The sequence below is a fragment of the Acinetobacter sp. FB genome (assembly GCF_056033405.1).
Genome location: NZ_CM148502.1, coordinates 1,833,170 through 1,853,770 on the forward strand (window position 1 = coordinate 1,833,170; position 20,601 = coordinate 1,853,770).

The 20,601-nt window shown below is 37.6% G+C and carries 23 protein-coding genes and 1 riboswitch; of the genes, 9 read left to right on the plus strand and 14 right to left on the minus strand.

Annotated elements, in window-relative coordinates; all coding sequences use genetic code 11:
• Positions 1 to 53: 53 nt before the first annotated feature.
• The 3 genes from AC0JIQ_RS08580 to AC0JIQ_RS08590 all read left to right on the plus strand — a co-directional run bounded on the left by AC0JIQ_RS08580 (position 54) and on the right by AC0JIQ_RS08590 (position 2,405).
• Entirely contained in the window at positions 54 to 695 is a 642-nt protein-coding gene (locus AC0JIQ_RS08580; protein WP_474201368.1) for a TetR/AcrR family transcriptional regulator, read from the plus strand.
• A 112-nt stretch (positions 696 to 807) separates the two neighbouring features.
• Positions 808 to 1,728, plus strand: coding sequence for an ornithine carbamoyltransferase (gene argF / locus AC0JIQ_RS08585; RefSeq protein ID WP_050039729.1), 921 nt, complete (start codon positions 808 to 810; stop codon positions 1,726 to 1,728).
• 152 nt (positions 1,729 to 1,880) lie between these two features.
• Positions 1,881 to 2,405 carry a protein tyrosine phosphatase family protein gene (locus AC0JIQ_RS08590; RefSeq protein ID WP_474201369.1) on the plus strand — a complete coding sequence of 175 codons (525 nt, stop codon included), beginning with the start codon at positions 1,881 to 1,883 and terminating at the stop codon, positions 2,403 to 2,405.
• Here AC0JIQ_RS08590 and ispF read toward each other — a convergent pair.
• On the minus strand, positions 2,393 to 2,884 hold the full coding sequence (gene ispF, locus AC0JIQ_RS08595) for a 2-C-methyl-D-erythritol 2,4-cyclodiphosphate synthase (RefSeq protein ID WP_046739589.1): 492 nt from the start codon (positions 2,882 to 2,884) through the stop codon (positions 2,393 to 2,395). The two genes, AC0JIQ_RS08590 and ispF, sit on opposite strands and share 13 nt — an antisense overlap.
• Positions 2,885 to 2,982: 98 nt before the next feature.
• Here ispF and AC0JIQ_RS08600 point away from each other — a divergent pair, with 98 nt between their 5' ends.
• On the plus strand, positions 2,983 to 3,630 hold the full coding sequence (locus AC0JIQ_RS08600) for an A1S_1983 family putative colistin resistance protein (RefSeq protein WP_005160326.1): 648 nt from the start codon (positions 2,983 to 2,985) through the stop codon (positions 3,628 to 3,630).
• Between the two features lie 47 nt (positions 3,631 to 3,677).
• On the opposite strand, the gene AC0JIQ_RS08605 is transcribed toward AC0JIQ_RS08600, so the two are convergent.
• The 4 genes from AC0JIQ_RS08605 to galE all read right to left on the minus strand — a co-directional run bounded on the left by AC0JIQ_RS08605 (position 3,678) and on the right by galE (position 8,491).
• Positions 3,678 to 4,922 (minus strand): D-amino acid dehydrogenase, encoded by a 1,245-nt coding sequence (locus AC0JIQ_RS08605; protein WP_474201370.1) that lies wholly within the window; start codon positions 4,920 to 4,922, stop codon positions 3,678 to 3,680.
• 181 nt (positions 4,923 to 5,103) lie between these two features.
• Positions 5,104 to 5,193, minus strand: a riboswitch (glycine riboswitch).
• A gap of 136 nt (positions 5,194 to 5,329) precedes the next feature.
• Complete coding sequence (locus AC0JIQ_RS08610; RefSeq protein WP_171066582.1) at positions 5,330 to 5,821, minus strand: hypothetical protein; 492 nt, start codon at positions 5,819 to 5,821, stop codon at positions 5,330 to 5,332.
• Positions 5,822 to 5,936: 115 nt separating this feature from the next.
• A complete protein-coding gene (fumC, locus tag AC0JIQ_RS08615) occupies positions 5,937 to 7,331 on the minus strand; it encodes a class II fumarate hydratase (RefSeq protein ID WP_474201371.1) in 1,395 nt (464 codons plus the stop codon).
• Positions 7,332 to 7,483: 152 nt separating this feature from the next.
• Positions 7,484 to 8,491 carry a UDP-glucose 4-epimerase GalE gene (gene galE, locus AC0JIQ_RS08620; RefSeq protein WP_474201372.1) on the minus strand — a complete coding sequence of 336 codons (1,008 nt, stop codon included), beginning with the start codon at positions 8,489 to 8,491 and terminating at the stop codon, positions 7,484 to 7,486.
• A 63-nt stretch (positions 8,492 to 8,554) separates the two neighbouring features.
• On the opposite strand from galE, the gene tusD reads away from it, so the two are divergent.
• The 4 genes from tusD to AC0JIQ_RS08640 are packed head-to-tail and all read left to right on the plus strand — an operon-like array spanning position 8,555 to position 9,952.
• The gene (gene tusD / locus AC0JIQ_RS08625; protein WP_005160335.1) at positions 8,555 to 8,923 is read left to right on the plus strand and encodes a sulfurtransferase complex subunit TusD; all 369 of its coding nucleotides are present in this window, start codon (positions 8,555 to 8,557) and stop codon (positions 8,921 to 8,923) included.
• A 43-nt stretch (positions 8,924 to 8,966) separates the two neighbouring features.
• Positions 8,967 to 9,317, plus strand: coding sequence for a hypothetical protein (locus tag AC0JIQ_RS08630; RefSeq protein WP_474201373.1), 351 nt, complete (start codon positions 8,967 to 8,969; stop codon positions 9,315 to 9,317).
• Positions 9,318 to 9,328: 11 nt separating this feature from the next.
• Entirely contained in the window at positions 9,329 to 9,613 is a 285-nt protein-coding gene (locus AC0JIQ_RS08635) for a hypothetical protein (protein WP_474201374.1), read from the plus strand.
• 27 nt (positions 9,614 to 9,640) lie between these two features.
• The gene (locus AC0JIQ_RS08640) at positions 9,641 to 9,952 is read left to right on the plus strand and encodes a TusE/DsrC/DsvC family sulfur relay protein (RefSeq protein ID WP_250748979.1); all 312 of its coding nucleotides are present in this window, start codon (positions 9,641 to 9,643) and stop codon (positions 9,950 to 9,952) included.
• A gap of 10 nt (positions 9,953 to 9,962) precedes the next feature.
• On the opposite strand, the gene AC0JIQ_RS08645 is transcribed toward AC0JIQ_RS08640, so the two are convergent.
• Positions 9,963 to 10,826, minus strand: a complete 864-nt coding sequence (locus AC0JIQ_RS08645; RefSeq protein ID WP_474201375.1) for a DMT family transporter — start codon at positions 10,824 to 10,826, stop codon at positions 9,963 to 9,965.
• Between the two features lie 121 nt (positions 10,827 to 10,947).
• On the opposite strand from AC0JIQ_RS08645, the gene AC0JIQ_RS08650 reads away from it, so the two are divergent.
• On the plus strand, positions 10,948 to 12,342 hold the full coding sequence (locus AC0JIQ_RS08650) for an aminotransferase-like domain-containing protein (RefSeq protein ID WP_474201376.1): 1,395 nt from the start codon (positions 10,948 to 10,950) through the stop codon (positions 12,340 to 12,342).
• 5 nt (positions 12,343 to 12,347) lie between these two features.
• Here the strand turns inward: AC0JIQ_RS08650 and AC0JIQ_RS08655 are convergent, their stop codons facing one another.
• The 8 genes from AC0JIQ_RS08655 to AC0JIQ_RS08690 all read right to left on the minus strand — a co-directional run bounded on the left by AC0JIQ_RS08655 (position 12,348) and on the right by AC0JIQ_RS08690 (position 20,479).
• Entirely contained in the window at positions 12,348 to 12,830 is a 483-nt protein-coding gene (locus AC0JIQ_RS08655) for a winged helix-turn-helix transcriptional regulator (RefSeq protein WP_004661997.1), read from the minus strand.
• A 184-nt stretch (positions 12,831 to 13,014) separates the two neighbouring features.
• Entirely contained in the window at positions 13,015 to 14,241 is a 1,227-nt protein-coding gene (locus AC0JIQ_RS08660) for a molybdopterin molybdotransferase MoeA (RefSeq protein WP_474201377.1), read from the minus strand.
• Positions 14,241 to 15,164 (minus strand): bifunctional molybdenum cofactor biosynthesis protein MoaC/MoaB, encoded by a 924-nt coding sequence (gene moaCB / locus AC0JIQ_RS08665; protein WP_005216003.1) that lies wholly within the window; start codon positions 15,162 to 15,164, stop codon positions 14,241 to 14,243. The genes AC0JIQ_RS08660 and moaCB overlap by 1 nt, the downstream gene beginning before the upstream one ends.
• Before the next feature lie 17 nt (positions 15,165 to 15,181).
• Entirely contained in the window at positions 15,182 to 15,703 is a 522-nt protein-coding gene (locus AC0JIQ_RS08670) for a molybdenum cofactor biosynthesis protein MoaE (protein ID WP_346508846.1), read from the minus strand.
• Position 15,704: 1 nt separating this feature from the next.
• Positions 15,705 to 15,956, minus strand: a complete 252-nt coding sequence (locus tag AC0JIQ_RS08675) for a MoaD/ThiS family protein (protein WP_087536153.1) — start codon at positions 15,954 to 15,956, stop codon at positions 15,705 to 15,707.
• A 27-nt stretch (positions 15,957 to 15,983) separates the two neighbouring features.
• Positions 15,984 to 17,012: a GTP 3',8-cyclase MoaA gene (gene moaA / locus AC0JIQ_RS08680; RefSeq protein ID WP_474201378.1), complete on the minus strand. Its 1,029-nt coding sequence runs from the start codon at positions 17,010 to 17,012 to the stop codon at positions 15,984 to 15,986.
• Positions 17,013 to 17,285: 273 nt separating this feature from the next.
• On the minus strand, positions 17,286 to 19,583 hold the full coding sequence (locus AC0JIQ_RS08685; protein WP_474201379.1) for a molybdopterin-dependent oxidoreductase: 2,298 nt from the start codon (positions 19,581 to 19,583) through the stop codon (positions 17,286 to 17,288).
• 20 nt (positions 19,584 to 19,603) lie between these two features.
• Complete coding sequence (locus AC0JIQ_RS08690; RefSeq protein ID WP_474201380.1) at positions 19,604 to 20,479, minus strand: MaoC/PaaZ C-terminal domain-containing protein; 876 nt, start codon at positions 20,477 to 20,479, stop codon at positions 19,604 to 19,606.
• Positions 20,480 to 20,601 lie beyond the last annotated feature (122 nt).

Consider the following 20,601-nt stretch of genomic DNA (forward strand, 5'->3'; position numbering starts at 1 on the left):
CACATATGGTTTTTGCTATAATACAAACATTCCCTTAACGCTCATTGAATATAATGACTGATATTTGTTACCCAAGTTGCGAACAACCTCAAACTCGTCGTGGTCAAGAACGTCGCCTTGCATTATTACTATCTGCAACCGATTTATTTCTTGAAAAAGGTTATGATGCGGTTTCCTTGGATGATATTGTCAATCATGCAGGTGGCTCAAAAGCTTCTATTTATAAATATTTTGGCAACAAAGAAGGTCTTTTTACTGCGATTTGTGATTATCGTCGTGAAGTGTTTTTTAAAGGTGTTTGCTTTCCATACACTTCAGAACAAAATAATTTAAGAACATACCTTATACAAACATTACAACGCTTTTATCAACATATTATTCAACCTGAAAATATTGCCTTTATGCGCATGTTCACAGAGCAAACTCAAAAAGATATACAATTAGCGCACTATTTTTATGACCAATGTGCTTTAAATATACAGAATACGATTGCATTTGCTTTAGGTCAGGCACACGACCTCAATGAAATATACTGCTTAAACCCACATTTCTCTGCCATGATGTATTTCGGAATTTTACGTGATGTGGAATGGCGACTTTTAATGGGTTTAGAAGTTTCAGCAAATGACGCTGAAATAACTGATTATATTAATTATTCCGTTGATTTATTCTTAAAAGCTCATCAAAAAGTCTAATTCTTTTGCATTTTTTAGGTGGTGTAGTATAGTATTCAATTCCTTTTTTATCACCACCCATTAAATAACAATTAATTATTGTTTTTATTCAATAATTATTGTGGGAGTAACTATGGCGCTTCGGCATTTCCTGACTTTACGAGACCTTTCAACTTTAGAGTTGCAACGTATTTTAGACCGTGCTCAAGAATTGAAACGCATGCAACATGCAAATACGGTTTTTCAACCATTTGTAGGTAAAGTCTTAGGAATGATTTTTGAGAAATCGAGTACACGTACACGTATTTCTTTTGAAGCTGGTATTTGCCAATTTGGTGGTAGTGCGATTTTCCTTTCTCCACGAGATACTCAATTAGGTCGTGGTGAGCCAATTGAGGATTCAGCACGTGTCATTTCAAGCATGCTTGATATCGTGATGATTCGTACTTTTGGGCATGATATTGTTGAACGTTTTGCTTCTTATTCGAAAGTTCCTGTCATTAATGGATTAACGGATGACCACCATCCATGTCAATTACTTGCTGACTTACAAACCTTTCAAGAACACCGTGGAAGCATCAAAGGTAAAACGGTTGCTTGGATTGGCGATGGCAATAATATGTGTAATTCATACATTGAAGCAGCACATATGATGGGTTTTAAACTCAAAATTGCTGCACCTGAAGGTTATGAACCAAAACCTGAGTTTTTGACTGAATTTGCCGATTGTGTAGAAGTGTTCAATAAAGCTGAAGATGCTGCAGTTAACGCTGACCTGATCGTAACTGATGTATGGGCAAGCATGGGGCAAGAAGAAGAACAAAAGCTTCGTGAAAAAGCATTTGCTGATTTCCAAGTGAATGAAAAATTAATGGATCTGGCTCATCCAGATTGTTTATTTATGCATTGCTTACCCGCACATCGAGGCGAAGAAATTTCTGAACACATGCTGGATCATAAAAATGCTGTTGTTTGGGATGAAGCAGAGAATCGCTTACACGCTCAAAAAGCATTAATGGAATTCTTATTAAATGAGAATTTGAAGAAAGACTAAATAGCTAAAGAAAACAGCATCATCATGATGCTGTTTTTATTTTTGCGATCTAAATTGAACACTTAAATAAAAACACTTATAGTAGAAAAATCTTTTTATTAGAAGAAGTTTCTCCTCTTGGTTGAAACTTTGATAACTACAAAGCGAACATTATGACTTCACTCGAACAAGCACTTTCTGAAATTCCTAGTTTTTCTTTGGTGCACGAGCATCTATTTAGTTCTGCTCAGCCAAGCGCTGAACAATTACTGCAAATTAAAGAATATGGCTGTAGTACGGTAATCAATCTTGCGACGAGCAAATCAGAAAATCATTTAGCTAAACAAGACCAAATCTGCTTGGATTTAGGCTTAAACTACATTCATATTCCTATTGATTGGAATCTTCCTTGTGCAGAACAATGCTTATTCGTTTTAGATTTAATTGCTCATCTTGTTCAAAATGAAATAGTTTGGCTGCATTGTGCCAAAAACATGCGTGTAAGTAGTTTGATGTATTTATATCGTCAATTTTATATGGATATGGATATGCCCACAGCCCAAGTATTACTTCATGAAATTTGGGAACCGAATGAGACTTGGACAGGTTTAATTCATAGTATTACTTTACAACTGCAAGGTCGTAAAGCAACACTTGAACTTGAACAATCATTAATGGATGTAGATCATCTTGCTTGATGTGAAATTAAGACAGTTGCTGTTGCCAAAATGCCTTCTTGACGACCTGTAAACCCTAGTTGTTCCGTTGTTGTTGCTTTGATACTAATTTGAGTGATATCGACTTCAAGTACATCAGCAATACTTTGGCGCATTTCTAAATTATGTTTTGCGAGCTTTGGACGTTCACACGCAACTGTGATATCAGCATTATTTAAATGATAACCACGATCTAAAATTAATTGATATACGTGTTTCAATAAAATGCGGCTATCAGCTCCTTTATACTCAGGATCAGTATCTGGGAAATGTTGCCCAATATCTCCCAATGCTAATGCGCCAAGTAAAGCATCACTCAATGCATGCAAGACCACATCACCATCTGAATGCGCTTTTAAACCATGCGTATGCGGAATTTTAATCCCAGCTAAAGTAACGAAATTGCCTTCTTCAAAAGCATGTACATCAATCCCTTGTCCAATACGAATTTGAGCAACCATATGATTTTCCTTTTACAATATACTGAACAAATCTTGTATTCAGGCTTTCTATTTCGCTATAGTACAGTGAGCAAATTAGGCTGAACATATAAGTGATTATGCTGTTGAACACCTTAATAAATCAATTAAAGAAATCTGGTTATATCATCACATTGAGTTGTTTTTGCTCATCATTTGTATTTGCCGCGTCAATTAATTGTACAACACAGAATGCTGAGCAAAAAAAAATTTGTTCTAAGCAGTATCAAGACCAACGAACTAAGCTGAATAATAAGTTTTTAACCGCTTATCTTGTGACTGATGCTCCAATTCAACTACTACATGACACACAAAAACTATGGCTTAATCAAATCCAACAGTGCAAATCTAAAAATTGTTATCAACAACAATTTGATGTTCGTTTAGATGATTTAAACTTTTATACTTCAATGAATCAGACGCTTACACAACACTATTTAAAATTTGAACATGGTGATTTGGCCAAACAACCTGTTCATATCCAGATTCATCAACTGGATAAAGATAAGTTAAAAATCGAAGGAATTGCTTATCGTAATCCCAATAATCGTGTAGAGACTCAAACTTTATCTTTACTTGCCTACACCACTCCCGAACAAAAGAATCTCATTATTGATAATGAAAAAAAGTGCCAGTACCAATTTGACTTTCAAAAAGCCTTATTAATTATAAAAAGTGAACAAAAAGGTTGTGAACGTTTTACAGGAATATATCGTTTGTATGATTAATTAATAAATGCAATATAAGCCGATGTTTTCACATCGGCTTTTTATATTTAACTTGGGAATTTTTGTGCAATTTCCTCGCTAATCAATACCGCTGTTGCGGCAGATAGAGTCCAGCCTAAATGCCCATGCCCAGTATTGTAAAATACTCGCGCATGTTTCCCCTGTTTCACTACAGGCAACATATTTGGCATCATCGGACGTAAGCCCGCCCATGGTACAGCGTGCTCAGTTGAAATATCAAAATTTTGGTTAACCCAATTAATCAAAGGTTGGATTCGATCTGCTCGAATATCCCGATTGTAACCATTAAACTCCGCTGTACCAGCTACACGGAAACGATCCACGCCTAATCTTGAGGTTACAATCTTTGCACTTTCATCTAGCAAGCTGACCCAAGGCGCATTTTTTACACTTCGCTCATCTTTAAGCTGAACTGTAATTGAATATCCTTTTACGGGATAGACATTGACTGTATCCCCCAATAAATCTGCAAGCTGATAACTTCCCACTCCACCGCACACTAAAATAATATCAGCTTCAATTTGAGTCAGCTGAGTATTATCAGGGTGCATATTCTCTGAACTATTTTTGCAATCCACTACAACTCTATCCTGCAAAAACTTGACATCAATCACATCTAAACCAAAGCGATATTTGACACCATATTGTTTTGTTTTTTCGGCAAGACCAACAGAATACTTATGAATATCCCCTGTTGCATCCGCAGCAGTGTAATATCCACCATAATAATCACCAGTTAAATTTGGCTCAATAGATTTCATTTCTTCAGGTGTTATTGCATAACGCTCAAGTTTACCCTCGACTAAAACATCATTCACTTTTTTGGCAATATCGAAGTCTTGTTTAGTATGGTACATGTGCAAAATACCGCGCTTTTCTAAATCAAAAGCAATATTCTCTTTTTCTGCAATTTCAAATAATCGTTGTCTTGCTAACAACGCTAAACGAACTGTTTCAATTGTATTTACCTTATAGTCCTTAATGTGAGTCAAAAACTCGACTAGCCAGCGATACTTATGCACACTAAAAGACGGATTAAGCAATAAAGGTGCATCTTTCTTACTCATCCATTTAATCCCTTTCAACACTGTTGCCTTCTGATTCCAGACCTCAGCGTTACAAGCAGACAACTGCCCACCATTGGCAAATGAAGTTTCCATTGCTGGAAATAAATGACGATCAATCACTGTGACTTCATAACCCAATTTAATTAATTCATAAGCAGACGTTACACCCGTAATCCCCGCACCAACAACAACAACATGTGGCATAGCAAACTCCTTGAAATGCATAACATTTCATAATGCTTAACCCCATCTGTCATGGTACCTGAGAGTTTTGGCAGATGATCACCAATTAATCATTCAGCCTTCCCCTTCGGTGAGTGTTTATCGTAGAAGAAACTTTTCTCTTATAATTCTACAAATTGAGCACTGCTCTCCAGATTGTATTTCTATTATTACAGTCCTTCTGCCTGAGAGTTTCCGGGGTCGTTGCTCCTTCGGCGAGTTCATTGAAGAACTTCTCTCCCGCAATAATATTTATATCCATATAAGCAATATATATGCCGCTTAAAAATACAGACACTAAATTCTTGTAATTGTTTGTAGATTAAGATTTAAACAATTTAAAATGCATCAAAGTATAAAAAAGCAGACTCAAAGTCTGCTTTTAAATATTAAAATTTGCACTGCAAAATTTGATCTGAAAACTGTCCTTTCCAGAGTTCTCGTAACGTTGGTAAATAGAATTTTTCACCAATCATCACTAATTCAGCATCAATCAGTGCATGGATCTCATGCATCAAAACATAATCCAATGCAATCAAGGAAAGCTGTGCTTGTTTCTGAGAAATCTGCTTACGTTTAACCTGCGCTTTTTTAACTAACTCGTTGGCAAAATTTTTATCTTTATAAGCGGTAATGGCACTTAAACGTAATTCAATGATTCCCCAACCTTCCAATAATTTCTTAAATACTTCGAAATCTTTAGACGTTGCTTCCCATGTGACATTTTCCAAATTATTGTCTTCTGGTAATACTGGCAACAATAAATCAGCGGTGCTCGGAAAAATTTTCTTTAGATTCAACAGAAACTTAACAGGATTTTCATTTGGAAGATCAGAAAACTGGATATTGGTTTTGGTATCTGTCAAATAAATATTGAGCATAATGAAGCAACAATCAGGTAAATCAAAAGCATATTGTACGCAGATCGATTTATAAAAACTACTCATAAAAAATCCCCCTAGGTTAAAGAAGGATTTTTTAAACTACCAATACGACTTACTTACTATTCGGAGAAACCATATTTTCAGGTCTAACCACTTCATCAAATTGCTCAGCAGTCACTAAGCCAAGTTCAACTGCAACTTGCTTTAATGTTTTATTTTCCTTATAAGCTGTTTTGGCAACTTTGGCAGAATTTTCGTAGCCAATCACAGGATTGAGTGCTGTGACTAACATTAAAGAGTTATGCAAGAAATAATCAATTTTCTCACGATTTGGTTCAATACCTACCGCACAATGATCATTAAAACTATTACAAGCATCTCCTAATAACTGAATTGATTGCAATAAGTTATAAGCAATCACTGGCATAAATACATTCAGCTCAAAGTTACCAGAAGCACCCGCTACATTAATGGTAGTGTCATTACCTAGAACCTGAGCAACAACCATGGTCATCGCTTCACTTTGTGTAGGATTGACTTTACCCGGCATGATACTTGAACCAGGTTCATTTTCTGGAATACGAATTTCACCGAAACCGCAGCGAGGACCACTCGCCAACCAGCGAATATCGTTAGCAATTTTATTTAAGCTTGCTGCCAATGTTTTTAATGCACCTGAAGCAAACACAGCCGCATCACGTCCTGCCAAGGCTTCGAACTTATTCAGTGCAGTCACAAATGGTAAACCTGTAAGTTCAGCCAGTTGCTCAGCTGCTTTCACCGCATAATCTGGATGTGCGTTTAAGCCAGTACCTACCGCCGTTCCCCCTAAAGGTAACTCATAAAGACCTGCAAGTGCTTGCTGCAAACGTTTTAGACCATGCTCTAGTTGCGAAACATAACCACTGAACTCTTGTCCCAAGGTTAAAGGAGTCGCATCTTGCAAATGGGTACGACCAATTTTGACAATATCATCAAATTCTTTGGATTTAAGCTCTAAAGTCACTTTTAGCTTTTCCACTGCTGGAATAAGTAATTCATTGATTTGAATACTTGCAGCCACATGGATTGCGGTTGGGAACGAATCATTGGTTGATTGCGCACGATTGACATGATCATTTGGATGTACTGGTTTTTGTGCGCCTAGTACTTGTCCTAATTTTTGATTGGCAATGTTTGCAATCACTTCATTACAGTTCATATTACTTTGCGTACCAGAACCTGTTTGCCAAACTACAAGCGGAAATTGTGAGTCCCATTGACCAACAATCACTTCTTCTGCAGCATCAACGATATATTGACTTAAATCTTCAGGTAGTTGTTTTAACTCAGCATTGGTTATTGCAGCCGCTTTTTTCACCAAACCCATGGCACGAATCATGGCACGCGGTAAACGTTCTTGACCGATTTTAAAGTTCTGTAAACTTCGTTGCGTTTGTGCCCCCCATAAGGCGTCATTTGGAACTTCAACTTCGCCCATAGTGTCATGTTCAATTCGCATTTGCATAAACAACCTCTGCTTTATTTGGTTAAAATGTTCACGGGCTGAAGCAAACTGATGCTTTTGGCTAGCGAAGACTCAGTTCATATTGATGTATATTCGATAAGTCTTAATTATCCTAAACAAAGCCATTTAAATTGTAAATAAGAATCATTATCCTAATTACCTGTTAATGTATTGCGATAAAAACGCCATTCGTCTTCAATCATTTGTGATAGAGAACGTTTAGGAACCCAATTTAATATTTTTTTTGCTTTATCAATATTTGCACCCAATTGCGCTAACTCTTGGTTTTGATATACAGCAGGTTGCACTTGAATTTCGGCCTGAGTGATTCTAGCAACTTCATCAATCAAATTTTGTATAGATGTGAGTTGATGATGTGCAATATTGAATGCTTCCAAACAACTTGTTTGTGTTTTTAACCAATTTAATGCGATCAAAACTGCATCACAAGCATCCAAAACATGTAAAAAGCTTCTTTCAACTGTTCCATCTTCTGTCTGTGCTTGATTCTGCAGTTCGATACAATCTCGCTGCATCGCTGCAACTTGTAAAGCTAAAGGCACAATATTTTTAGGAAGTTGAGTTACGTATTCTCCTAAAACTCCATGTTCAAAAGCACCAACAATATTGGATAACCTGAGATTGATAATTTTCCATTCATGATCGACTTTATAAGTATCTGCAATAATATCTTCTACCATTTGCTGAGATCGAATGTATGGATTTGGGTAGCGATAATTAAACTCAGTCTCTTCAACTACACTTGGATTAGATTGCCCATATACGGCCAAACTAGAAATATTGATTAACTCTCTAACTCCCATCCGCTGCATTGCTCTCAATAAGCTCATAATGCTGCTGACATTATCATTGTAGTATTCCAGTGGCTTTAGAACAGATTCTTCAAGCGATTTAAAACTGGCTGTATGGATAACAGTATGAATTGAATATTGTTCAAATACTTTATTTAAGGCAGGTGTATTTCTCACATCTACTTTAACAAATGGAATATACATTCCTGAGATGTATTCTAAGCGCTCCAAGGTTTGTAAAGTCGAATTGGCTAAATTATCAACAATAACAATTTCTTGCCCACGTGCTAATAAACTCAAAGCAATATGTGAACCGATAAAGCCTAAACCACCTGTCACCAAAATCATTGTATACTTACCTTCTTTTTAATCTGTCCATCATTTTGCTTACATGACCATAGTGAATGTTCAATGAGTACACTACTGTTAATAACTTCTGCACCTACTTCAATTATGGCTTGGCATGCTTTTGGTTTAGCTCAAGCATTAGGAAATAAGTCCGAAGATTTTCGTGTCTTCTTTTACCAAGATGGTGTTCAGGTTGCGAATGATTTACAGTGGTTTCCTGATGATCAACGCAATCTAAAACAAGAATGGCAAAAGCTTGGCATTCGACTCCCTGTCTGTGTCAGTGCTGCCCTTGCTCGGGGAATCACTGATGCAAGCAATGCCCAACGTCATTCACTTCAACAACACAACTTAGCGCAAGGTTTTGAGCTAGTTGGGCTTGGAGAGCTAGCTGATGCTGTGCAAAGCTGTTCTCGTTTAATTCAATTTTAGTTTAAGTTCATTAATAGAGTGTTGCTTTTAAAAGGTAAATTGTGTGAAATCTGTACTCGTTATCCTAACGCAATCCAATTTAACTAGTTTGCAGATCAACGAAAGCGTGTCTGCAACTATGGTTTTAGCAACCTTTGGTATTTCTGTCAAAGTATTATTAAAAGATGCTGCGCTAAGCTTATTGAACAATAAATTAGAGTTCGATCAATTCAAACAAGCTTTTAAAATTGCTGCCAATATGGTAGACAGTTTTGAGTTCTATGATCTAACCCCGATTTTAGTTGAAACTAAAAATCAACACTTGTCGATTGCGCAAGATAGTGATCCAGAAATCGAGTTTGTTGAGATTCAGCCTGAATTTATTCAATCATTCGATCATATTTTGTATTGGTAGAGCTCAGAAACATGGAAAATTCAACTTTATTTTTGATTCAATCCCCTTACTACAACACAGATAAAATCTGGATTGAGTTAGCTCAAATGGCACATGTGAATGATACGATTTTAGTCATGGGGGATGGACTTTTACTGCTAACTAAAAAGATTGTAGATCTTTATCCAAATCTTTATTGCTTAAGTAATGAGCAAAGCTTACTTAGAGATGAAATCAAATCTGAGGTAAAAATTATAGAATACGCTGAATTCGCTGATTTAGTTCTGCAATTCAAACGATGTATTTCTTTAAAATAAATTATTTGTAATTAATTAGGTTATTTCATGCAATTAGAGTTAGATCAAGACGGTCATTTGGTCGATTATACAATTTGGAATCCTGAAGTTGCCCAGCAACTTGCTCAATCTCTTGATCTAGAACTGACCGCTTGGCATTTCGAAATTCTCCATGCCGTACGTCAATTTTATCAACAATTTGGGCATTCCCCAGCAACTCGCCCACTGATTAAATTTTTGATGAAGACGGTTAGTCCTGAAATCAATAATGCTGAATTACAGCAAAGATTTAACACAGGTTTAGTCGCGCGTCATCTAAGTCGTTTAGCTGGTGTTCCCAAACCTGCCAATTGTTTATAACTGCTATAAATTATGCAAATTTTTTGGCGCATGCAACACAGGCTATCACGGCGATGGTAACGGCAAACATCGCAACACTTACTTGCTCGTGAAGCAAAACAGCTGCAATCATTAGTCCAAATATGGGTTGCAATAATTGTAATTGCCCTACTGTTGCGATACCTCCTTGTGCTAAGCCTTTATACCAAAAAAAGAAACCTATCAACATGCTAAATAGAGAAACATAAGCTAACCCCAATTTCGCAGCATTTGAAATCTGTGCCAAGTCCGCAGGCATGTAGAGATATGAAATCAACAACATAACTGGCAAAGTTATTAACAGCGCCCAACAAATAACCTGCCATCCTCCTAAGTGTTTTGATAATTTTCCGCCCTCAGCATAACCAAAACCACACAATAAGATTGCAAGCAACATATAAATATCGCCATAGCCAAATCGCCATGTACCACTTTGAATGATCATGTAAATAAAAACGATCAAAGCACCTAAAACTGCAAATAACCAAAAATTTACATTTGGCCTTTCTCCACCCCGTAATACACCAAAAATAGCAGTCGATAAAGGAAGTAAACCAACAAAAACAATCGTATGTGCAGCACTCACATATTGCAAAGCGAGCGCAGTAAATAACGGAAATCCTATCACCACGCCGATTGCCACATAAAATAATGCAAGCCAATCCTTTTTAGCAGGAAATTGTTGTTTTAATAGCAAAAGTAAGAATAAACCTAATAAACCTGCAATTGCAGCCCGAGCAGCAGTTAAAAAAGTAGGACTGAAATCCATGACGGCGACACGTGTTCCTGGCAAAGAACCCGCAAAAATAATCACGCCGATCAGTCCATTTAACCAACCCTGATTCGCAACTTTCATTTATTTTCTCCAAATCTATTTGGAGAATTTAATCTGTAATATATTATATTCCCACATACAATACAGTACAATTTCAAATAACTGTATTGGTATTTTTACCAACACAGTGCGAATAAATGATATGAAAACAACAAAAATTGATTTAGTCATACAGCACATTAATCAACAAATTAACAATCGTTCATTAATGCCTGGTTCTCGACTACCTTCCGTTCGTGCGTTAGCGAGACAATTAAACTTATCTATTTCAACCATTGTCGAAGGCTACGAACGTCTTGTGGCAAAAGGTATAATTGAAGCAAAAACAGGTTCTGGCTTCTTTGTAGCTGGGCCACTTGTACCTCTCTCGATTTCTGAAATTCACCCTAAAATCGATCGAAATATTGACCCTTTGTGGATATCAAGACAAGCTTTGGAAGCAAAATCAGATGTACTAAAGCCTGGCTGTGGCTGGCTACCCAATGAGTGGATGCCACATGAGCATATTCGCAAAGCAATCCGTAAAGTTTCTAAAACCAATCCAAACATTCTGACGGATTACTCCACCCCACTTGGACTTCCTGCCTTACGTGAATTGCTAGCTCGTAGAATGCAAAGCAAAGGAATTGAAGGGATTGCAAATCAGATTTTATTGACTGATTCTGGTACGCAAGCGATTGATCTGATATGCCGTTATTTTTTAAAACCAAATGATGTGGTATTGGTGGATGACCCTTGCTATTTTAACTTCCATGCCCTGCTAAAAGTTCATCAAGTTCAAATCATTGGCATTCCCTATACAAAAAATGGACCTGACTTAGCCGCATTTGCAACTGCTATTCAAGACTTGAATCCAAGGCTATACATTACTAACTCTGGAATTCATAATCCAACTGGTGCTGTATTAAATGCAGCAACAGCCTATCAAGTTCTCAAACTGGTAGAACGGTCGAATTTGATTGTCATTGAAGATGATATTTTTGCAGATTTAGAATTACACACTGCCCCACGACTTGCCGCACTTGATGGTTTATCACGAGTAATTCATATTGGGAGTTTTTCTAAAACCCTATCAGCTTCAGTTCGTACAGGCTATATTGCCACTAAACCAGAATGGATTGAGGATTTAACCGATATCAAGATTGCAACAAGTTTTGGCGGTAATCAATTATCTGCTGAAATTTTGTATGCAGCATTAACAGATGGGAATTATCGTAAGTATTTAGAAGAACTGAAAATCAACTTAGCAAAAGCAATGGATTCAACCATCAAACAATTAGAAAAACTAAATATAACACCTTGGTTTAAGCCACAAGCAGGATTATTTTTATGGTGTGAACTACCTAGACGTTTAGATATTGCGTCTATTGCACAAACTTGTTTGGAAAATGGTGTAATTTTAGCGCCGGGGAATGCATTCAGCCAAAGTCAAAATTTTAAGAATTTTATTCGTTTTAATGTCGCACAATGCAGCAACTCGAAGGTTTTTGCCGTTCTATCTCATGCTATTCAACAAGAGCAAGAACGGCAGCATTGATAGAATTATGCAGTTTTTTGTTTTTGTTCAATAAAAGCAAAATATCCTGGGCCAGCTGATACACGGACATCTTTTACATTCAGCGGTTCATCACATTCTGAGCAAACCACCCTTGGATTCATTTTCTTACCGCAACCTTTGTGTGTAAACTCAATCGGTTTTCCAAGTCCCATATCCATCCACTTATCAGCCCACTGCACCATCGCTAAAATAAGAGGATAAAGATCCAAACCTTTATCAGTAAGTTGGTATTCAAATCGTTCTTGACGTTCTACATAAGGTACTTTGGTTAAAATACCATGCTCCACTAAACGCTTAAGACGCTCTGAAAGTACGTGGCGGGTCAGTCCCAAACTACGTTGGAAGTCATCAAAACGACGTATTCCCATGAAAGCGTTACGTAAAATTAGCATTGTCCAACGATCACCGAGTACAGAAAGCGTTCTCGCAACTGAACATGGCTGATCGCCAATTTCTTCCCATTTCATTATTATCACCTGATCATTTTTTAGAACTTTAAAGACATCTCAACGATGCCTTGAACCGTCATGTTTAGAAACTAAACACTATAAAATATACACTAAACCACCTGATCAATCAGATGCAATATTGGCACTCAGTTAAATATCAAAAAAACATATCATTTCATCTAAATTCATTCGATAAGATAACTTAGCGATTAATAAAAACACCTGAAAGTTCTTGTCCAGCATCTAACTGAATATTTGCAGGAATACGCACTAAACAATTGGCCTGCATTAAATTACTCAACATATGTGATTGTTGTTTCGCAAGGCTTTGTAACTTGAGCTGTCCCTGATCAAAATAAGCATGCATTCTTAAAAATCGCTCACGTGCATCAGATTTCAGTCCATGGGTGAGTACTCCACTAAACCATTGCATAGGCTCACGTTGATTTTGCAAAGTATCTAATAAAGCGTTGCCATAAATCTGCATACACACATAAACAGCCGCTGGATTACCCGGTAAACCTAATAAATAGCAATGATGGTCAGCATTTTCATATTTTGCAAAAAATAATGGCTTACCCGGTTTTTGTTTAACTTTCCAAAATATCTGTTCAAATCCAGTCTCAAAAGCACATGGACGAACGAAGTCATAATCACCCACAGAGACACCACCCGTGGTAATAATGACGTCATATAAAGATTTTAATCGATCGAAACATGCTGTGACTTGTTCAGCCGCATCTGCAATATGTAGAATCTCGACATACATACCATAAGCTTTGAACCAAGCCTTTAGTAATGGCCCATTGGCATCAAAAACTTTACCAATGTGTAGATCTTCGGGGTGCTCAGCAACCTCATCACCAGTAATAACCACAGCAACCTTAGGCTGTTGAAATACCTCGACAGTTTGCACACCTGCCATACTTAGAGCAGCAAGTGCACCGATATTGATATTCTGACCAACGTCCGCAAGCTGTTGACCTTGTTTGACTTCTTCACCAGTAAATCGAATATCAGCCTGTGGTTTAATCTGTTCAATCAGTCGAATCGTCTCTGACTCAACTTTAACAATTTCTTGTCGAGCAACATGTGTGGTGCCTTCAGGAATTTTGCCACCTGTAAAAATACGAATGGCTTGCCCATCAAGCAATTGATATTCGAGTTCACTACCCGCTTTAATCTCACCGATTACATCAAAACAAACATCTTGAAGCTGTGTAAGTGAGCTATTAATCGCATAACCATCTACCGCACTTTGAGAAAAGCTAGGTAGATTGACCTCGGAATAGATTGCTTTAGCGAGATAACGATTCAAACCTTGGGCTAAAGCCAAGACCTCAGTCGTCAATGTTTTGGGCTGAGTTCGAATGAGTTCAAGTGCCTCATCAATACTGATTAAACCCTTTTCAGCACCACATCCTGACATTATTCATATCCCCCCGGATGTGGTAAATCTCGGCAAACATCAAAAATATGAACCAGAGCTGGCAGAATAGCTGCCATTGATTCACTCGCACCACCACGGCTACCTGGCAGCGTTACCACTAAGGAACGATCAATAAAACCTGCTACGCCACGAGACATAGCTGCATATGGTGTACGTTTTTGGCCAAAAGAACGTGCCGCTTCCATCAGACCATCTAATTTACGTTCTAAAAGTGGTTCAAGTGTATCAACAGTAATATCTCGTTTACCAATACCTGTACCACCAACGGTCATGATACATGCATAAGACTTTGTCAATTCTAGTACCAATTCTTTCAATTGATCTGATTCATCTGGCAAAATTTGATAATGAATTGGATCAAAACCTGCTTCGGTTAAAGTCTCAACCACGGACTTACCAGCGGTATCAGGTTTACGTCCTGCTGCCACGGTATCAGAGAGTACGATCACTGCCGCAGAAACAGACTGACGTAGAGTCCGTTTAAAATGTGACTTACCACCTTTTTTCTTAAGCAATTTACATTGGTCTAAACACAATTCATCAGGTTCACAATGCGGCTTCAACATGTCATAAATGGTTAACCCTGCCAAACTCGCAGCAGTCAAGGCTTCCATCTCAACCCCTGTAGGCCCAATGGTTTCTACAGTCGTCAGAATTACAACGTGATCATGTTGTAAATCATATTCAACATCAGCACGATAAATCGGTAAAGGATGGCAAAGAGGAATCAGTTCATCAGTCCGCTTTGCCGCCAAGATTCCTGCAATACGAGCTGTTTTTAAAGCATCGCCTTTCTCAGTATTTCCATCACGCAATAGCTGAATGCAATGCGGTGGGGCGTATAAAATCGCTTGTGCTTCTGCAACACGGTAACTTTCGGGTTTCATCCCAACATTTTTCATTTTTACTTCCTAACGCTTTATTCGTGTGTATGCTCATGCGCACAATTTTCATGTTGTTGACGGTGGTGATGCTCATGTTTATGGACATGCGTTTCAGTTTCGACCGTATCTTTACGAATACAGCAACCTTCTACATATTGACTTGTACCATCCATAAAGAACTCTTCTTTCCAAATTGGTACTTCATGTTTTACACGTTCAACGGCTTCTTCACAGGCTTGAAACGCTTCACGGCGGTGAGCAGCATACGCAATTGCAATTATTGCTGTTTCACTTACATCTAAATAACCAATTCGATGCATCACACGCACATAAGAAACTTGATGCTTCTCTTTGATTTGCTGTTCGATTTCACGAATCATTTTTTCAGCAACAGGTGTATACGAGGTATATTTTAAAGCTTTAACTGCTTTACCTTCATGATGATTACGTACAGTTCCAATAAAAATATCAATACCACCACATTCAGGAAATGATTGTATAGGATCAAAACTGTCTAAGCTTAGAGCCTGATCTTGAACTCTTGAAAATTCGCGCATTTCATCCTCCTGCAACAGGTGATAACAATACCAAAGTACATGAAGTATTTAATGCTGTTTGGCGTAGTACAATATCTTCACCTATCGCACACGCACATTTATCCATCGCTTTTGTTGCTTCTGGGTAAAGCATCACAATGTGACTTAGCACTTCTTCAACCGTTTGATTTTCTGCAAACTCAAATGCAAGCTCTTTTGGCAATAACCGTTCAATAGCACCAAAAGCTTCTATTTTTATGTCAATGGTTTGCATATTCTCTCCAGACCACTTTTTTCCAAACTAACCACCCAACATATGCATACTAATTTTGCGTACTTGTTGGTGTTTTATCGCATGATAACCTTTCGCTTTGTGCCAAATATAAGGTTTAATTTGCTGATCAAGCTCTTGATAATTGATATCTTGAGCTAGTTGTTTCTGTTTAATCACAGCTTGTAAATACGGCTTTATATTCAGCCCCTGTTGTGCAAATAAACAATTATATAATTCACCTTGTGCTGTTAATCGAATTCGATCACAATCACCGCAAAATGAATGAGTTATTGTAGAAATAATACCAATACAATATTGCCCGTCTAACTGATACTGACGTGCAGGCTCATGCTGCTGTTGCAAAACTTGAATCTGATAAAAAGGCTGAAGTTGCGCTAAAATTTCAGCTTCACTCACAACTGACTGATCTGTCCAATGCTGATCGCCATCCAGAGGCATAAACTCAATAAAGCGTAAGGGAATGTTATGCTGCTTTGCCCATTTCACCATCGGAATAATTTGGTCATCGTTTTGACCTTTCATCAACACACAATTGATTTTGAAAGCAAGCCCCGCTTTTTTTGCCGCCTCTATCCCATTTAATACGGGAGTGAGTTCTTTTTTAGTCAGTTGCTTGAATTGATCTGGGTCTAAACTATCTAGGCTGATATTAAGATCATCTAACCCAGCTTGTTTTAGTGGTTCCGCATATTTAGCTAAATAATGTGCATTGGTAGTGATCGAGATTCGTTTTAAACCCAAAACTCGTAAGCTCTGCAAATCACGAATAAAATGAACAACACCCTGACGCATTAAAGGTTCTCCCCCTGTAATGCGAATATTTTCAATCCCTTGCTTCACCATATATTGGCAAAATACCAGCAACGCTTCAAAACTGAGTAAATCTTGTTTTTTCATCCATTCTGGATGTTCAGGCATACAATAGGTGCATTTGAAATTGCAACGATCTGTCACGGAAATCCGCAACTTACGTTTAATACGACCATACTGATCTTCTAAGATCGGAATGTTCGTAGATATATCATGCTTCATCATTTGCACTCATATTGTGAAACTTTTTACTACCTTCAGCACAAGTTCTGTGCATCTTTGCTATCGAGTTTACAGCGAATTAATTTTAATACAGCAATATTTATTCCAATATGAAATCTATTTGCTTACAATGCTTATTGTTCACTCAAATAAGCAATCATCGTAATTTGTAAACAACAATTAAAATAAGGTAAACCTTTTTAATGAAAAACATTGCACCAATTTTTCCCATTTTCCCACTAAAAATGAAAGAATTTGGTGCATTTCTTGTAAAAGCTAATCCGCAATAACAGATACATCTAAACGTTCCAATCTTACAGGTACATACTTATGATATGGTGTCTTCGATAATGGATCACAATGTTGAGTAGACGTTAAACGATTCAACTCGGGTCCGATGGGTTCACCACCACGATAGCGTAAGCCATAACCATGTGGTAATGATACAACGCCTTTACGCATCCCCTCATCAACTTCAATGACAACAGATATTTCTCCATGCTCAGAGACACATCGCAAACTCTGACCTGTTTCAATGGCAAATTGAGATGCATCTTCTGGATTTATTTTTAATCGACCTTCTGCATCAACCTTACGCCAAGCTGGATCACGATAAATTTGATTTGCATTGTAACTACGACGCTCACCAGCAAGTAAAATAAATGGATAATCATCTGTTAATATAAGATTTTTTTGTTTGAGTTCGGCTAATTCAATAAACATCTCTGGAATCGCTAAACGTATTTTTTTATCTTTATAGGCAATCAAACTCCATACATCAGCATAGTCATGTTGTGATAAAACTACACCTGAACGTTGCTGCAAGATCGCTTGAAATAGTTTAACACCAAGATTCAAACGATTGCCCTCATAGCCTGCTTGTTTAACTGCATGATAATGTTGAGAAGCATATTGCACACATAATGGTAACAAAAGAGCTGTTGCAGCAGCATCATTCGGTAAAGTCTTACCTAATGTGCGATATACAATTGATGCAGCAAAAGGGATCAACTTTTTATTTTTAGCAAAACTTGCAGCTAATGCACCAAAGTAAGGGAGATAAGCCGTTTTAGCTGAATCTTTTTCTGCAATTTTACTGAGTATAGGAAATTGATGAGGTATCACCTTCATCGCTTCAAGCAACCGAGTATAGATCTCTGCCTCAGGCAAAGAATCACCTTGTGCGGTAAACAAAGGATGACGTAAATGGAATCCATTTCTTGGAAATTCTAAATTAAAGCCTGTAAATTCCCATTTTTCGAACTGACTATGTGCAGGCAAAATATAGTCTGCAAAGCGAGCAGTTTCAGTCATTGCGACATCTACCACAACCAATAAGTCTAAAGCTTTAAAAGCTTGCTCATAAGCAGTGGTATCAGGGTATGTGAGTAAAGGATTACAACTATCGACGAATACAGCCCGAATACGCTTATCACCTGCTTTTAAAATTTCGTCGGGCAAAATGTTTGGCGGAAAGAACCCCGAAATTGGAAACATTTTATGATGTACTGTACGGCGATATTTAGGATTACGCTCATCAGTATTGGTCAAAATCGGAATAAACATGGTATGTAAATTATTCGTGCCTTGTTTACCAAAATGCCCTGTCAATAAATATAAGAGTTTTTCTAAATAACCATTCAGTGTCGTATTTAGCGTATGTTGAATGCCTAAATCAATTCGAACGCATCCACGTTTAGCTTTAGAAAAATCGCGAACAATTTGATAAATCTGTGCGACTGAAACATCTGCTTTTTGAATATATTCCTCTATCGGAATAGCAAGAAATGCCTGTTTTACATCTTCAAAACCATGCGTATGCTTTTGAATAAAATCTTGATCATAAAGATTTTCACGTAACATAATTGCAATCATGGCAGACATTAAATAAGCATCTGTTCCAGGCTTCAGTTGCACATGAATATCAGCCTGTTTCGCAGTTTCTGTTACACGTGGGTCAAAAACGACCATAGTACGATTTGGATCTTTCTTTATATGCTTTAAGGTATCGCGCGCGTTTGGGATACCATGCGCTTGAAATGGGTTTGTTCCAATAAACAAAACATAATCCGCATGCTCAACGTCTTCGGTCGTGTGACAAGCCTGACTGCCAAACAAACGACCATTCACCCAAAAGTCACCTGTCTTTTCTTGGGCTAAAGAGTTATATGCATAAAAGCTTTTCATCGCGTATAGCAGCTGGCGCCCGTAAGCCGCACCAAGATGGTTTCCTTGTCCACCTCCACCCACAGAGGCAAAAGCAGTTCCACCAAACGCATCTCGAATATGCACGAGCTGATCTGCTATTTCTTGAATAGCCTGATCCCAACTAATTTCTTGGAATGAGCCATCTGGCTGACGTTTTAGGGGTGTGGTCAATCGATCTGCATGTTTTTGATAGTGTTGCAGGCGAGCTGCCTTTTGACATATGTACCCTTGCGAGAAAGGATGATGATCATCACCCTTAATTTTTTTAAACTGATTAGCTTCTATTTCAACGCTTAAACCACAATTACGAGAACATAAAATACACGCTGTGACGTCTTGCTTCGATGTAGATACTGTTGTTGTCATTTTCCATTATCCTGTCTTTATTATTTAAATTGACCTATTAAACAAACTTGTCCAGCAGAACCTACAACTCGAACATATTTTTCGCTCTGTTCAGTACATGTTTCAACTTGATTATGCTGTGATGGTAACTTTACTGGTTTTAAGAATCGAACATCAATTTGTTTAACTTCTTCTGGGAGAAACTCAAAACTTTTTGCAAATACCCCAAAACCATGCAGTACTTTTTGACCAAAATTTGAAAACTTTGCCAACAAACCTACCCAATGAATCGGGTTGAAATCGCCTGTAAGAAGTGCAAATTTAAAACCATCATCTGATTGAACAGACCATTCTCCTTGCGCCGTCCAATTTTTATGCTCTTGTGTGTCTGTGCGTTTAACTTTTTTGAAAGTTGGCAAAATAAACGCCATATGCAATATGGTTTCAACTAGATCAGGCTGAGAAATCGTTCCAGTCGTGATTTGAACAGAAACCCGTGCTAAGCCATTGCGTTCATCAACTTGTGCAATTTTTGCCTGAATCATTAATTTCTCATTTCGTGGAATCTTGCCATTCATCTTCAGACTGACACCCTGATTAATTACTTGACTCAGTGGATAATGGGTTTGTAATAACAAACGTGTCGCAAATGACAACCCCCATTGAGAAACCATATGTGGAGGAATTGAGTCTCGATATTTGTTGGTTTCTGAACCCGTCCATTTCACATAATGCTCGATCAGATCATTAGTTGGAGGATCAATCAACTCGATAATCGGAACAACAACTTGCCAATCAAGCGCTCTTGGTGTGGTCTTTTTTAAAGTACGAAGTCCAATCTGTCCGAGACCAGCCAGAGTTGACTGATGCTCCAACAAAAAATGCAACGGAATCTGTTGATAACGAATTGTGAACATCTGAAGCCCCTTTCCTTTTATTTTTCTAATATTCATTTAGCTACAGAATATTAGTTCACATCTGTTAAAAATATTTCGATGTAAAAATTAAACAAGTTCTAAAATAGAACTTGTTTAAACAA